Origin of the sequence: Rhizobium leucaenae USDA 9039, assembly GCF_000426285.1 — a bacterium.
GTDB lineage: Bacteria > Pseudomonadota > Alphaproteobacteria > Rhizobiales > Rhizobiaceae > Rhizobium > Rhizobium leucaenae.
The window spans coordinates 352,485-365,432 of record NZ_AUFB01000002.1; the positions used below are offsets into that span (position 1 = coordinate 352,485).

A 12,948-nucleotide genomic window follows, 5' to 3' on the forward strand; every position below is an offset into this window, starting at 1 on the left:
GTTTTACGCCCGAGAAAGCAGCGCCGACCCGTCGTCGACCCATTAGCCTCACCCTTTCTTGACCGCCGGCGCGTCCTCCGGCCGGTGCCACGTACGGCCATCCCGTTCAATCAACTCGTCGGCGCAGGCTGGGCCCATGCTGCCCGGCGCGTAAGGATCGGGTTTACCGCCTTCGGCCCACAGGTCCAGGAAAGGTTGTACCGCGGCCCAGCCGGCTTCGATGCCGTCGGCGCGCTGGAACAGGGTCTGATCGCCGACGAAAAGTTCGTAGAACAGGCTCTCATAGCCGGTCTGCTTGCCGATATCGAAGCGGTCGGCGTAACGGAAGTCGAGCGAAACCGGCGCGGTTTTCAGCACCAGACCTGGTGACTTGATCGAGATTTCCATGTCGAGCCCCTCGTCGGGCTGCACCTGGATGATAAGCCTGTTCGGCGGCAGCTCGGGCCGGGATTCGTGACGGGGAAACTGCGCGAAGGGCACCTGCCTGAAGGTGATGACCACCTCGGTATCGCGGGCTTTCATCGCTTTGCCGGTGCGCAGGTAGAAGGGTACGCCGGCCCAGCGCCAGGTATCGACCAGAAGTTTGAGCCCGACGAAGGTCTCCGTGTTGCTGTCGGGAGATACGTCAGCCGTTTCAGTGTAGGCAGGCAGGTTGTTGCCGTCGAGCGGACCGGCCGTATAGGCGCCGCGCACGGCGTTCTTGGCTGCCTCCTCGCGCGAGTAGATGCGCAGGGCTTTCAAAAGCTTGCCTTTTTCATTGCGGATCGATTCGGCGTCAAAGCTGTTCGGCGGCTCCATCGCCACCATTGCCAGGAGCTGGAACAGATGGTTCGGCACCATGTCGCGCAGCGCGCCCGTCGCATCGTAGAACTTGCCGCGCATGCCCACATCGACCAGTTCCGCCGCAGTGATCTGGACGTGATCGATATAGTTGTTGTTCCACAGCGCCTCGATCATCATGTTGGCAAAGCGCGTCGTCATGATGTTCTGGACGGTTTCCTTGCCCAGGAAATGATCGATGCGATAGATCTGGCTTTCATTGGCGTGGCTGAGCAGCCGGGCATTCAGCTCGCGTGCCGAGGCAAGGTCGTGACCGAAGGGCTTTTCGATCGCGATCCGGCGGAAGGCGCCGATCGTTTCGTTGACCAGCCCGTTTGCGGAGAGCTTTTCGGCGATATCGCCGAAGAAACGCGGTGGCACGGCGAAATAGAAGGCCGCGTTGGCGTTCGGCGCTTGCGACAGGTATTTGGCGATTTCCTCATACACGGCATTCTGAGTGAAATCGCCAGAGATATAGGCGATGCGCTTACGCAGGCGCTGCCAGGCTTCTTGCCGCGCCGAGTCCTGCATGTCGCCGGATGTCGCGAGAAACGACTCGAAGCGCTCCAGCAGCATTTCGACGCCGCCGGTTTCGATGCCGATACCGAGAATATGCAGATCGTCGCCCACGAGCCCGCTGCGCGTCATGTTGATCAGCGTCGGAATCAGCAGCCGCCGCGTCAGATCGCCTGTCGCGCCGAAGATGACGAAGGTCAGCGGCGGCGCCGGTGCAACATTCGGCCCGCTCACGAGTGCACCTCAGCCAAGCGGATGGACATCGGGTTTCTGAACGACATGGGATATCTCCTCAGACCTGTTTTCGGCTTTTGCGTTGGCTGCTCTTGTTCTAGCGCGGTCCGCTGCCGGTTGTCGATGGGATCGACAGATTGCCGCGGCCCTGCTGCGATTTACCCGGCTTAAGCCCTACTTCTTCACGGCAATCATGAACAGCCGCGGAAATCGCAGCAGGACTTTGCCATCCACCAATGGCGGATAGGCCTTCTCAATGCGCGCGAGATAGTCAGCGGCGAAGGCACCCCGGTATTCGTCGCCGGCATGATCGAGATAGGGGCGCAAGCCCGTGCCCTTGACCCATTCGACGATGGCGGCGGCATTTTCCAATGGGTGATTGTAGTTTGTGTGCCAGAGCTCGACGCGCGCGGACTTGCCGATCAGCCGGTTATAATAAACCGCGGGCGAGGGAAGGGCATTGCGGCGCACGCTTTTCTTCGCGAAAGCGTCGCTCCACGGGCCATTTTTCGCGGTCTCCTCCATCATCAGATGGCTGAGCTCGGTCAGATTGTCCGGCATCTGGATGGCGAGCACTCCGCCTGGCCTCAGTCCGTCCATCAGGCGCTCGAAAATGTCGAGATGATCAGGCAACCATTGGAAAACGGCGTTGGCGAAAAGCAGATCGACCGGTTCTTCCGGTTGCCAGGTGGCAAGATCGGCCTTGACGAAGGTCGTGCCGGGCAGGCGCTTGCGAGCTGCCTCCAGCATATTCTCGTCGCTATCGAGGCCAGAGACGCCGGCCGCACCGTAGCGCTCGACGATGAGTTCCGTCGAATTGCCAGGACCGCAGCCAAGATCGACAGCGCGATCTATGCGCTCCAACGGTACCTGCGCCAGCAAGTCGCGCGCCGGGCGCGTGCGTTCGTCCTCGAATTTCAGGTATTGGCCGGCAGACCATGCCATGATGCTATCCCCATCATCATATTACATATTCGGGTTGGGGCGATGCCTAAAATCGCGTGATGACGCTGATTCCCGTGCCTTCCGCCTTGTCCAGCGCCATCAGCGCCGGCACGGCCTCTTCGAGGCTGATTTTGCGGCCGATCAGCTTTTGCGGGGCGATCTTGCCGGCGGCAAGCATGTCCAGCATGGCGTCGTAACGCCAGGCCTGCATGCCGTGGCTGCCGTAAATCTCCAGCTCATGCCCGATCACCTGCGCCATCGGAATCTGCGGCGCGGCATGCTCGCCGAGCATCAGGCCGACTTGCACATGCCGGCCGCGACGGCGGAGATTCTTGATCGAATTGAAGCAGGTGGCGGGGTGGCCGAGCGCGTCGATGGACACATGTGCGCCCCCCTTGGTGATCTCGCGCACAGCCTCGGCGACATCCGCAACGCCGGCCGCATTGATCGCCGCCACCGCACCGCATTCCCGCGCGAAGGCCAGCTTCTCGTCGGAAATATCGATGGCGATGGCATTCGCGCCGAGCGCGCTTGCGATCATGATGGCGGACAGGCCGACGCCGCCGCAGCCATGCACCGCGATCCATTCGCCCGGGCGGGTCCTGGCCTGATCGGCGACGGCACGAAACGACGTCGCGAAACGGCAGCCGAGGCTCGCCGCCGTCGCATCGTCGATCGTCTCCGGCAGGTGCACCAGATTGGTGTCCGCATAATCGATCGCCACATATTCGGCGAAAGACCCCCAATGGGTGAAGCCGGGCTGGAACTGGTTGGGGCAAACCTGCTGGTTGCCGGAATGGCATTCGGAGCAATGGCCACAGCCGGAGACGAAGGGCACTGTGACGCGGTCGCCGACCTTGAAACGGACGACGCCCCGGCCCGCTGCCACCACCTTGCCGGCAAGTTCATGGCCGGGCACATGCGGCAGCTTGATGTCCGGGTCATGGCCCATCCAGCCATGCCAATCGCTGCGGCAAAGCCCTGTGGCGCCGACGGCGATGACGACACCGTCCTCGTTTGGCGTCGGGTCGGGAAGGGTCCGAATCTCGGGCGTGGCCTCGAAGGCCTCATAGTACATAGCTTTCATTGGAATCTCGCGCATCCTGCCGCGTTTGAGGTGGCCCATCATTTTTCCGGATTCACCCATTCGTCAAGCTGTTGTTTCAGCGCATGAAAGTTGCGCTGGAAATGCTGCTTCCGGCGCTTTGTTGCGAATGGATTCCAAGCGGAAATTTCTGCTTGACCCCCAGGTTGTGCGGGTTTCTCCTGCTTGCCGCTTTCAGGAGGAAATCATCATGGCCGTCGATACATCCCCTCGCTCCACAACCTGGACCTATGTCGATGGAGAATGGCTCACCGGCAATCCGCCACTGATTGGCCCGACCTCGCATGCCATTTGGCTGGGCTCGACCGTGTTCGACGGCGCGCGCTGGTTCGACGGCATCGCGCCCGATCTCGACCTTCATTGTCAACGCATCAATCGCTCCGCGCTCGCCATGGGGCTGAAGCCGCTCAAGACGGCTGAGGAAATCGAAGCGCTCGCCTGGGAGGGCGTGAAGAAATTCGATGGCAAGACGCCGATCTATATCAAGCCAATGTACTGGGGCGAACACGGCTCGTCGGCAAGCGTCGTCGCCGTCGATGCGGAATCGACCCGTTTCGCGCTCTGCCTGTTCGAGGCGGCGTTGGGCGGCCATGGCGGCGTAACGTTGACTGTCTCGCCCTTCCGCCGCCCGTCGCCGGAAACCGCGATGACCGACGCCAAAGCCGGCTCACTTTATCCGAACAGCGGCCGCATGATCGTGGAAGCGAAGAAGCGCGGTTTCGACAATGCGCTGGTGCGCGATATGATCGGCAATGTCGTCGAGACTGCCTCCTCCAACGTTTTCATGGTGAAGGATGGCATCATCTGCACGCCGGTCGCCAACCGTACTTTCCTTGCCGGTATCACCCGCGCCCGCGTCATGGGCCTGTTGCGCCGGGAAGGATTTGACGTGCGCGAGGAAACGCTGTCCGTCGAGCAATTCATGGCCGCCGACGAGATCTTCACTACCGGCAACTACTCGAAAGTCGTTTCGGTCAACCGCCTCGATAATCGCGAATTCCAGCAGGGTCCGGTCGCCCGGAAAGCGTTGGAACTCTACATGGACTGGGCTTACGGGCGCACTGCCAGCGAGGAGTGAGGAGCGGTCGGAGCTGGGAGCGCTCGCGCGCTCCTGTGTGGATTTCGTCAGCGCCCGAAGGTAATTAATTTAGGCGATGCGAAGATAGGGTTTGTGGTAAAATGACGTCGGCCGGCAAAGCTATTGAGGAGGCCGACATGAAAATTTCTCTTCCCCCTTCCGTCTATCTCTTCGACTATTACAGGCTGTTTTTGCAGCTCTGCGTTATCGCGGCGACAGCGTTCGTCATCTATTCGATGCTGTTCGGATTCACCTGGTGATGTCGGACGCAGTTGAAGTCGCCGGCCCTATAGGGCCGCCGTCTTTTTCTTTGGGCTGACCCACCAGCAATAGATCGCGCCGATCGCCAGCAGCACGCAGGTTCCGAGAAACACGGCGCGCATGCCGACATGGCCGCCGACGAAGCCGCCCATGACGGGGCCGGCCACCTGACCGACATATTGCGAGGAGATCGAAAGACCGAGGATGCCCCCGGCCGCCGCGTCCGGTACGTTGAGGCGAATGACGGCGGTAATGCAGGGCAGCAGCCCGCCAAGCGCGATGCCCATCAGGAAGCGCAGCGCAATCAGTTGCCAGGCCGAGGTTACGAAAGCCTGCGGGATCAACAGCAACGCCGCGACCGCGAGTGCCGCCGTGATCACCGTCCAATGGCCAATGCGATCGGCAAGCTTGCCGAGCCATGAGGCCGAGAGGATGCTGCCAAGTGCCGCCGCAGCCATGACCACGCCCGAAATCATCGTGACATGTGCGCCGTCGACGAACTGCGCGACATAGACGGTAATGATCGGCTCGATCGACATATTGGCGAGCATCAGCAGCAGGCCTATCAACAACATGGCGAAGGCGGGCCGTTTCTCTGGTATGGAAGCCCAGCCGCCGCTTGCTTTCGCAGCCTTTTTTAGCGCCGGCGATTTCTTTTCCTTGATCAGGAAAGTCGTCGCGATGAACGTTAAGAAGATCACGCCGCCAGCGAGCAGGAAGGTGCCGCGAATGCCGATGACGGGCGGCAGCGCGCCGCCGATCAGCGGTCCGACCAGATTGCCAGCCATGATCCCGGAGGACAATACGCCGAGCGCCCAGGCCGAACGATGTTTCGGCGTCTGCGTCGCCACCAACACCATCGAGCCCGAGGCATATCCGCCAGCGAGCCCGGTAAACAGGCGCAGCGCCACCAATTGCCATACGCTGCCCGCCATTCCCATCAGAGAGATCGCAACCGTCATGCCGAGGCTTGCGCGCACCAGCATCAGTTTGCGGCCATAGATGTCCCCGAGCCGGCCCCAGAGGGGCGCGACGAAGGCGGCGGCAAAGAAGGTGGCACCATAGGCGATCCCGGACCATTGCACGATTGCCGCCTTGTCGGTGACGCCAAGCTCCTCGACATAGAGCGGCAGGAAGGGGAGCAATAGCGTCATCGCCACAATGGTGGTGAAGGAGCCGATGAGGCAGATGATCAGATTCCGCATCCAATAAGCGGTTTCCGGTTCGGCCGGCGCGGCCGCATCCCATCTTGTCTCAGCAGTCATTTCTTGGCCTTTGCATTCAACGTATAAAATAATTCTTGGCTGCCCGACGTGAGGATATGCCCCTTAGGCGGGCCAGCAGGTCGGCGCCGGTGAAGAGATCGGGAAGGTTGAGCCGGTCGACATCGAGGTTGTAGATGGTGACCGGCCGATTGTCCTTCCCCGCTAGGCGGCGCAGCTTTTCCAATATTTGATGAGCCTCCGGCATGGCGACTGCTTCCTGCTAATGTCGATTAGGCCGATAGTCTGGACCACGCCACCGGTGATGCCAAGCCCGCAAAGCGCCTTGTCGGTTCTGTCACATCGTGATATAAACTGATTGCATTTTGCAATCGGATTGCCGGCGACCCAATCGATGCCCGAGCGCCCGCCGGCTAAGAGGAGATGCACCATGAGCACTCTTGATACTGCCCGCTGCGATACGGTGCGGCGGCTATATGCCGCCTATGTCGCACAGCATCCCGATGTCGTCCGCCCGATGCTGACCAGCGATTTTACCTTTTCCAGCCCGCGCGACGATCACATCGACCGCGACCAATATTTCAAACATTGCTGGCCGAAGGAGAAGATCTTCCGCGCCATTCATATCGAACATCTCGTGCCGGATCGCGATGAGGTGATTGTCGGCTATCGCGCCGAGAAGATCGACGGAAGCAGCTTTCGCAATGTGGAGATGATCCGCTTTACCGGCGACAGGATCGCCGAGGTGAATGTCTATTTCGGACGCAATGTCTAGCAGCTAGGGCCAGCCCGAAGCCGGCCTTTCACTCGGTTTACGCTCTCGCCCGGGATAGCGCATGGCCGCGATGGATCGTCCAGGCCTGCAGGAGGCTGCCGGCGGCAAACAGGATCAACCAGACGAGCAAGGCCATCTGTACGGGCGGCGAATCCGGACCGTTGCCGATCGGGTGCGACGGCGGCAGCCGCGAGAGCGTTTCGTTGATGCCGGGAACCCAAAGCAGGAAATAGGTGAAGGACAGGCCGAACGTCTTCAGATAAGGCCGCAGCCGGCCGAGAAAGCTCAGTCTCCCCACCAAAATTGCGGCTGCCGCTACCAGCAGAGCCATGATGCCGAGTGCATGTCCCGGATTGAACCCACCCGTTGAGGAAAGGCCGAAGGAGGTCACCACCGACAGCGCCAATCCACCGAGATAGATCTGTCCCGACCGCATCTCGGGCCGGATTCCGCCATGCCTGGCAAAGCTGTAAAGCCCTGCAGCGATCGGGACAAAACTGAGGAGGGTATGGATTTCGCCGAGCAAAGAGAGAGGCGCGGGCATTAGATTTCCTTTATCTGTCGACTAGTAGGTAGTTTTGAGGGGCGAGGCGCTGGTAGCTTCCTCGCTTAGAGGTTTGAATTCTTAACCTACTAGTTGGTAGGCTGTCAACTGCTTCAATCCTATCTTGAAACTGCAAGTCCCGGCGGGTCCTGGTTCAGCTTGCGACAACCGCCGTCATTGCCGCTTCCAACGCTGCGGCCGGACCGCTGAGGGGCAGTGCGTATTCTTCGCCCAAGAGCGCCGGCGCGGCGGTCATCGATGCCTGCGCGAAGACCACCGTCCGAGCCCCTTCGCGATAGGCTGCCTTCGCTGCCTCAGCAATCCGCGCCAGATAAGCGTTCTGTTCCCCGGCCCGAAATAGCGTCCATGCCCCGTCGATCAGGCGGACATAAATGTCGGCGCCGGTGGTCTTGGCTGCGTCTTCGAATAGCCGGGTGGTTGGGGCGATGGTCGTCTCAGTGGTGCAAAGAACGACGACTTTGCCGCCGGCTTTCACGGCATTTTGTGCGAGCACGCCGTCGGCCCTGACGACCGGGACCTCGGATGTGTCTGCAGCCAGCAATGCCGCAGGGCCAAGGGTCGAGCAGTTGAGCACGACGGCATCGGCATCCTGTGCAAGGTATTGCAGGACCGAAGCCGTTTCCGCCTCGATGTCCGGTGTCAGCCCGCCGGCCTCCTCCGCGGCAAAGAGAAGATCGGCGCGGACATGGTGATAAAGAGCATCGGCCGGAAGGCCGAGCGCTTTGGCGGCGGCGTCGTAGATCGCGATGTTGCTTTCGGCAGTGTGCAGGCAGGCAATTTTCATGGGCGGCCTCATTGAAGCCGCCCAAATGGGGCGACGATCCGCTGAACCTAGCCTCTGTGCATCCGAATGTCGACGCAGATCAACGGATCCCATGCGTTAGAAGGCGCAAAAATACCCGCGGAGGATGCAGACAATATATGTTGGAAAGACGGGTAAATTTTCCTTTAGTCCGCTATTTTTTGGCATGCCGCCGGTTGCCCTTCACATCGTCCCCTCCTATGTTCCCGATCACCTGCCGACGCAATTTTTTGCCAAGAGGAGATAAGACCATGGCTTTCGAATTGCCTGAACTTCCCTATGATTACGAAGCGCTTTCCCCCTTCATGTCGCGTGAAACCCTCGAGTTTCACCATGACAAGCACCACAAGGCCTATGTCGACAATGGCAACAAGCTGGCGGCCGAAGCGGGCCTTGCCGATCTCTCTCTCGAAGAGGTCGTGAAGAAGTCCTTCGGCACCAATGCCGGTCTCTTCAACAACGCTGCCCAGCACTACAACCACATCCATTTCTGGAAGTGGATGAAGAAGGGCGGCGGCGGCAACAAGCTGCCGGGCAAGCTGGAAGCCGCTTTCACGTCCGATCTCGGCGGCTATGACAAGTTCAAGGCCGATTTCGCCGCTGCCGGCGCCACCCAGTTCGGCTCGGGCTGGGCATGGGTTTCCGTCAAGAATGGCAAGCTCGAAATCTCCAAGACCCCGAACGGCGAAAACCCGCTCGTTCATGGCGCCACGCCGATCCTCGGCGTCGACGTATGGGAACACTCCTACTACATCGACTACCGCAATCTGCGTCCGAAATACCTCGAGGCCTTCATCGACAGCCTGATCAACTGGGACTACGTCCTGGAGCGCTACGAAGCTGCCACGAAGTAAGCTTTGCCATCTCGGCTTGCTTTCACACCCGGCGCTGCCATAGCGTCGGGTGTTTTCGTATCTGCCGTTAACAGGCTCTTATTACCATCAGCCACTTCCCAGCGAGGCCGCATGCCGTCTCCATCCGCTCCGCTCTTCCGTTTCGGTGTCGTCGCCGATCCGCAATATGCCGCCTTGGAGCCCAACCCTGCGCTTGATCGCTACCCGGCCAATAGCCTCGCCAAGCTGGAAGAAGCGATAGCGGAGTTCAACCGGCACGATCTCGCCTTCGTCGTCACGCTCGGCGATATCATCGATGGCGGCTGGGAGAGTTTCGATGCGGTTTTGCCGGTCTACGAGACCTTGCGGCACGCGCGGCATTTCCTGCTCGGCAATCACGATTTTGCGGTTGCGAGCCAGCATTTGAACGAAGTCGCAAGCCGCGTCGGCATGCCCTCGGCCTATTACGACTTCGCTCATGCCGGCTATCGTTTTATCGCGCTCGACGGCAATGAGATCAGCCTCTTTGCGCCGCCGGAGGGCGATCCGCGCCGGGCAGAGGCTAAGCTGCTGATGAAGGCGCTGCATCGGGCCGGTGCGATGAACCCTCATCGCTGGAATGCCGCTATCAGCGATACCCAATATGCCTGGCTCGTCGCCAAACTGGACGAGGCTAAAGCCGCCGGCGAGAAGGTGATCGTCATGAACCACTATCCGATCTTCCCGGAGAATTCCCATAACGCGTTTGACAGCGAAAGCATGCTGATGCTGTTCGCCGAACAGGATCATTTGGTCGCCTATTTGAGCGGCCATAATCATGCTGGCAATTTCGGCGTTGTCGACGACACCTATTTCATCAATTTCAAGGGCATGGTCGATACCGAAGATAGCAATGCCTATGCGATTGTCTCGGTTTATGAGGATCGGCTGGAAATCCAAGGATTCGGGCGTGAGGAGAGCAGGGTGCTCGTACTGCAGGATGCATGAGCGGGCATCCCGCATCTTCTGATACCTGCAGGGAACGATCGGCACCGATGAAAGTTTAGGAACCGAGGCTGCTGTGAGGCAAAGCCGATGTTTCCGACATTGCAAATTCTGACCATTTTAGTCGTCGCGGTCGCCATGGCATTGGCGCTAGCGCATTTGCTGGAGCTGCCGGGCAAAATGCGACTGTCGAAAGAAGACTATCTGACGGTTCAGCGGATTTATTATCCTGGGTTTACGATCGGTGGTGTCACTGAGCCGATCGGCGCTCTTTTGCTTCTGCTTCTCCTGTTCCTGACGCCACTTAACACAGTCACCTTCTGGCTGTGCGCCGCCGCCTTCGCTGCCATGGTCGTTATGCATGCGATCTTTTGGTTGCTGACACAACCGGTAAACAATTTCTGGCTCAAGGACGTCGAGCTGAAAGGGTTGGGTGCAGGTTTCTTCTCTCACGATCCAGTTGGTGGTCACCGGATCGACACCGTCGTGAAACCAGACTGGACCATGCTGCGCGACCGCTGGGAATTGTCACATGCCGCACGTGCCGTTTTGGGATTGCTGGCTTTTATTCTGTTAGTGACCGCGGTCGCCTTGCAATGAGGCGCGAGCCCGGCCATTGGCAAGCGCACTGTTTCATTATCAGTGGGCGTCGGCCTGAGCGTTGACTTGCCATCCATTCACCCAGATCTGCCTCAATCCATCGCCTTTGCCCTTGAACCACAATCCCGTCGCCTCGCAGCCTTCGATCCGGTCGCTGCGAAAATTACGGATGGCCTGGCGCAGCTCGCACCAGGCGACGATATTGGCGGTCTCGGAATAATAGATGAGGGCAATGGGGCGGATGATGCGCTCGGTGGCGCGGCCCAGTTCGTCGCGGTAGGAGAGATCCAGTTTCTCTTCGTCGCGGATGGCCCGGCGCACTAGAGCGAGGTCGATGGCGGCGGCCGAAGGTGCGGCAAAACCCCAGGCGTGCAATGCATTGGCATCGAGTGTCTGGCGAAGCGGCGGCGGCACGGCGCCGGCGATCTTGGCACTGACGCGCTTGGCCGCGAGCTTCAGCTCGTGGTCCCCCGTGCGTTCCAAGAGCGCCAGCGACAGTACGATTGCCTCCATCTCCTCGATCGAAAACATCAGCGGCGGCAGATCGAAACCGGGGCGCAGGATATAACCGATGCCGCGCCCTCCTTCGATCGGCACGCGCATCGCCTGCAGCGCCACGATGTCGCGATAGACGGAGCGCACCGTCACCTCCAGCCGCTCGGCAATGACAGCCGCCGTCACCGGCTTTTTCGCCAGCCGCAGGATCTGGATGATCTCGAACAGGCGCGACGCCTTGCGCATTTCACCCTCTCGATTTGAAGGCTCCTGACAATACCCTGTCAGTTGGGCTGATCTATAAAACTGCCTATTGGATTGAAAATCAACAGATTCCTCTGCGAGGCATTCGCAGAGAATGATAGGCAACTGACATGGACTATAGCGAAAATCTCTGGATCTTTTTTCTCCTCCTCTTCGGCATCATCATCGTGCCGGGCATGGATATGCTCTTTGTGCTCGCCAATGCACTGACCGGCGGCCGCAATAGGGGATTGGCCGCCACCGGCGGCATCATGCTCGGCGGCGTGGTGCATTCGCTGAACGGCGCGCTTGGCGTCGGTCTGCTGATGCACTTCGTGCCGATCCTCTTCAATCCGCTGCTCGTTGCCGGCGCCGCCTACATGGCCTTCATCGGCATCACGCTGATGCGCAGTTCGATCACCGTCGGCCACGGTGGACCGGCCGGCAGTCGCTCCACCTGGCGGGCCTTTCGCCAGGGAGCGGTGACCTGCATGATGAATCCCAAGGCCTACCTCTTCGTGTTCGCGGTCTATCCGCAGTTTCTGAAGCCGGATTACGGCCCGATCTGGATACAGGCCACCATCATGGGCCTGATGACCGTTGCCACGCAATTTGCCGTCTACGGCGGGCTTGCGGTCACCGCCGGACGCAGCCGCGATCTGCTGGTCGCCAATCCAGGGGCGACCGCTTTTGCTGGCCGCGCCGCCGGTCTGCTGCTGTTCGCGGTTTCGGTCTTTACCGTCTGGGAAGGGTGGAGGACGGCGTGATTCTCGATGCAAAATCTGGTACATGTCTGAAATATGACGCTGATTTTGCTCAGCTCTCACCACTTTGTGACTTCATTGCCGGCGCGGAAACCGGCAAATATGTGGGCCGTGACAACGCGCCGGCCGCATTTGCGGTCCTGATCACGTAGGAGAGAGATAAATGAAATGGAAAGCGATTGTGGCTGCGACGGTTTTTGCCGGTGTCGCCTTTGGTTCCGTTATTGCGGCCGATGGCACGCATGATTCCCGTATAGCCGTGATGAAGAAGGTCGGCGGTGCTGCCGGCGCTCTCGGCGCCATCGCCAAGGGCGACAAGCCCTATGACGCCGATGTCGTCAAGGCAGCGCTGCAGACGATCGCCGAGAATGCCAAGGCTTTCCCTGAGCATTTTGGCCCGAACAGCGACAAAACCGATGCCGAGGTCAATCCGAAGATTTGGGATAACTTCGATGACTTCAAGGCCAAGGCTGCCAAACTTTCCAACAACGCCGAAGTCGCACTTGCGCAGCTCCCGGCCGACCAGGCTGGCGTTGGCGCTACGCTGAAGACTTTGGGCAGCGATTGCGGCGCCTGTCATCAGGCCTACCGCATCAAGAAGGACTAAGCGGTCGGCCGGCATTGTCCGAAATCAATTGAAGCATCCGCATCGGCTTTGCCGCCGGTGCGGATTTTAGTATTTCTCGATGCACGCTGAATACGGGGA

Annotated in this window: 17 protein-coding genes; 9 read left to right on the forward strand and 8 right to left on the reverse strand. The window is 59.9% G+C overall.

The features are described from left to right. Window positions 1–48: 48 nt before the first annotated feature. From zwf to K290_RS0104455, 3 genes are all read right to left on the reverse strand, one after another. Window positions 49–1,569: a glucose-6-phosphate dehydrogenase gene (zwf, locus tag K290_RS0104445; protein ID WP_028750761.1), complete on the reverse strand. Its 1,521-nt coding sequence runs from the start codon at window positions 1,567–1,569 to the stop codon at window positions 49–51. A gap of 174 nt (window positions 1,570–1,743) precedes the next feature. Next, window positions 1,744–2,514, reverse strand: a complete 771-nt coding sequence (gene tam / locus K290_RS0104450) for a trans-aconitate 2-methyltransferase (protein WP_028750762.1) — start codon at window positions 2,512–2,514, stop codon at window positions 1,744–1,746. Window positions 2,515–2,560: 46 nt separating this feature from the next. Continuing rightward, entirely contained in the window at window positions 2,561–3,601 is a 1,041-nt protein-coding gene (locus tag K290_RS0104455) for a zinc-dependent alcohol dehydrogenase family protein (protein WP_028750763.1), read from the reverse strand. A gap of 208 nt (window positions 3,602–3,809) precedes the next feature. On the opposite strand from K290_RS0104455, the gene K290_RS0104460 reads away from it, so the two are divergent. Both K290_RS0104460 and K290_RS38720 read left to right on the forward strand, forming a co-directional pair. Continuing rightward, window positions 3,810–4,697, forward strand: a complete 888-nt coding sequence (locus tag K290_RS0104460; RefSeq protein ID WP_028750764.1) for a branched-chain amino acid aminotransferase — start codon at window positions 3,810–3,812, stop codon at window positions 4,695–4,697. Between the two features lie 137 nt (window positions 4,698–4,834). Beyond that, window positions 4,835–4,957 (forward strand): hypothetical protein, encoded by a 123-nt coding sequence (locus tag K290_RS38720; protein ID WP_280748850.1) that lies wholly within the window; start codon window positions 4,835–4,837, stop codon window positions 4,955–4,957. 27 nt (window positions 4,958–4,984) lie between these two features. Here K290_RS38720 and K290_RS0104470 read toward each other — a convergent pair whose 3' ends face one another. Beyond that, the gene (locus K290_RS0104470) at window positions 4,985–6,223 is read right to left on the reverse strand and encodes an MFS transporter (protein WP_028750765.1); all 1,239 of its coding nucleotides are present in this window, start codon (window positions 6,221–6,223) and stop codon (window positions 4,985–4,987) included. A gap of 16 nt (window positions 6,224–6,239) precedes the next feature. Continuing rightward, entirely contained in the window at window positions 6,240–6,428 is a 189-nt protein-coding gene (locus K290_RS0104475) for a hypothetical protein (RefSeq protein ID WP_028750766.1), read from the reverse strand. Window positions 6,429–6,611: 183 nt separating this feature from the next. Between K290_RS0104475 and K290_RS0104480 the strand changes: the two genes are divergently transcribed. Next, complete coding sequence (locus tag K290_RS0104480; protein WP_028750767.1) at window positions 6,612–6,956, forward strand: nuclear transport factor 2 family protein; 345 nt, start codon at window positions 6,612–6,614, stop codon at window positions 6,954–6,956. Between the two features lie 37 nt (window positions 6,957–6,993). Here the strand turns inward: K290_RS0104480 and K290_RS0104485 are convergent, their stop codons facing one another. Continuing rightward, entirely contained in the window at window positions 6,994–7,500 is a 507-nt protein-coding gene (locus K290_RS0104485) for a hypothetical protein (protein WP_028750768.1), read from the reverse strand. 154 nt (window positions 7,501–7,654) lie between these two features. Beyond that, entirely contained in the window at window positions 7,655–8,305 is a 651-nt protein-coding gene (locus tag K290_RS0104490) for an aspartate/glutamate racemase family protein (RefSeq protein WP_028750769.1), read from the reverse strand. A gap of 269 nt (window positions 8,306–8,574) precedes the next feature. Between K290_RS0104490 and K290_RS0104495 the strand changes: the two genes are divergently transcribed. The 3 genes from K290_RS0104495 (at window position 8,575) to K290_RS0104505 (ending at window position 10,740) form a co-directional block, all read left to right on the forward strand. Continuing rightward, entirely contained in the window at window positions 8,575–9,177 is a 603-nt protein-coding gene (locus K290_RS0104495; protein ID WP_028750770.1) for a superoxide dismutase, read from the forward strand. Window positions 9,178–9,288: 111 nt separating this feature from the next. Beyond that, window positions 9,289–10,143 (forward strand): metallophosphoesterase, encoded by an 855-nt coding sequence (locus K290_RS0104500; RefSeq protein WP_028750771.1) that lies wholly within the window; start codon window positions 9,289–9,291, stop codon window positions 10,141–10,143. A gap of 87 nt (window positions 10,144–10,230) precedes the next feature. Continuing rightward, entirely contained in the window at window positions 10,231–10,740 is a 510-nt protein-coding gene (locus tag K290_RS0104505) for a DUF1772 domain-containing protein (RefSeq protein ID WP_028750772.1), read from the forward strand. A gap of 39 nt (window positions 10,741–10,779) precedes the next feature. Here the strand turns inward: K290_RS0104505 and K290_RS0104510 are convergent, their stop codons facing one another. After that, window positions 10,780–11,481, reverse strand: a complete 702-nt coding sequence (locus K290_RS0104510) for a helix-turn-helix transcriptional regulator (RefSeq protein WP_028750773.1) — start codon at window positions 11,479–11,481, stop codon at window positions 10,780–10,782. Between the two features lie 128 nt (window positions 11,482–11,609). On the opposite strand from K290_RS0104510, the gene K290_RS0104515 reads away from it, so the two are divergent. From K290_RS0104515 to K290_RS0104525, 3 genes are read left to right on the forward strand one after another with little or no spacing between them, the layout of a single operon-like run. Beyond that, window positions 11,610–12,245, forward strand: a complete 636-nt coding sequence (locus tag K290_RS0104515; RefSeq protein ID WP_028750774.1) for a LysE family translocator — start codon at window positions 11,610–11,612, stop codon at window positions 12,243–12,245. Continuing rightward, window positions 12,242–12,394 (forward strand): hypothetical protein, encoded by a 153-nt coding sequence (locus K290_RS37170; protein WP_154668553.1) that lies wholly within the window; start codon window positions 12,242–12,244, stop codon window positions 12,392–12,394. Before K290_RS0104515 ends, K290_RS37170 begins: the two co-directional genes overlap by 4 nt. An 11-nt stretch (window positions 12,395–12,405) precedes the next feature. Then, a complete protein-coding gene (locus K290_RS0104525) occupies window positions 12,406–12,849 on the forward strand; it encodes a c-type cytochrome (protein WP_028750775.1) in 444 nt (147 codons plus the stop codon). Window positions 12,850–12,948: the final 99 nt, after the last annotated feature.

Bases quoted from the DNA above. Each gene is read 5' to 3' on its own strand.
- K290_RS0104475 (WP_028750766.1), bottom strand. From the start codon at position 6,428: ATGCCGGAGGCTCATCAAATATTGGAAAAGCTGCGCCGCCTAGCGGGG.
- K290_RS0104510 (WP_028750773.1), bottom strand. From the start codon at position 11,481: ATGCGCAAGGCGTCGCGCCTGTTCGAGATCATCCAGATCCTGCGGCTG.
- K290_RS0104505 (WP_028750772.1), top strand. From the start codon at position 10,231: ATGTTTCCGACATTGCAAATTCTGACCATTTTAGTCGTCGCGGTCGCC.
- K290_RS0104480 (WP_028750767.1), top strand. From the start codon at position 6,612: ATGAGCACTCTTGATACTGCCCGCTGCGATACGGTGCGGCGGCTATAT.
- K290_RS0104525 (WP_028750775.1), top strand. From the start codon at position 12,406: ATGAAATGGAAAGCGATTGTGGCTGCGACGGTTTTTGCCGGTGTCGCC.
- K290_RS0104455 (WP_028750763.1), bottom strand. From the start codon at position 3,601: ATGAAAGCTATGTACTATGAGGCCTTCGAGGCCACGCCCGAGATTCGG.
- tam (WP_028750762.1), bottom strand. From the start codon at position 2,514: ATGGCATGGTCTGCCGGCCAATACCTGAAATTCGAGGACGAACGCACG.
- K290_RS38720 (WP_280748850.1), top strand. From the start codon at position 4,835: ATGAAAATTTCTCTTCCCCCTTCCGTCTATCTCTTCGACTATTACAGG.
- K290_RS0104470 (WP_028750765.1), bottom strand. From the start codon at position 6,223: ATGACTGCTGAGACAAGATGGGATGCGGCCGCGCCGGCCGAACCGGAA.
- K290_RS0104515 (WP_028750774.1), top strand. From the start codon at position 11,610: ATGGACTATAGCGAAAATCTCTGGATCTTTTTTCTCCTCCTCTTCGGC.
- K290_RS0104485 (WP_028750768.1), bottom strand. From the start codon at position 7,500: ATGCCCGCGCCTCTCTCTTTGCTCGGCGAAATCCATACCCTCCTCAGT.
- K290_RS0104460 (WP_028750764.1), top strand. From the start codon at position 3,810: ATGGCCGTCGATACATCCCCTCGCTCCACAACCTGGACCTATGTCGAT.
- K290_RS0104495 (WP_028750770.1), top strand. From the start codon at position 8,575: ATGGCTTTCGAATTGCCTGAACTTCCCTATGATTACGAAGCGCTTTCC.
- K290_RS0104500 (WP_028750771.1), top strand. From the start codon at position 9,289: ATGCCGTCTCCATCCGCTCCGCTCTTCCGTTTCGGTGTCGTCGCCGAT.
- K290_RS0104490 (WP_028750769.1), bottom strand. From the start codon at position 8,305: ATGAAAATTGCCTGCCTGCACACTGCCGAAAGCAACATCGCGATCTAC.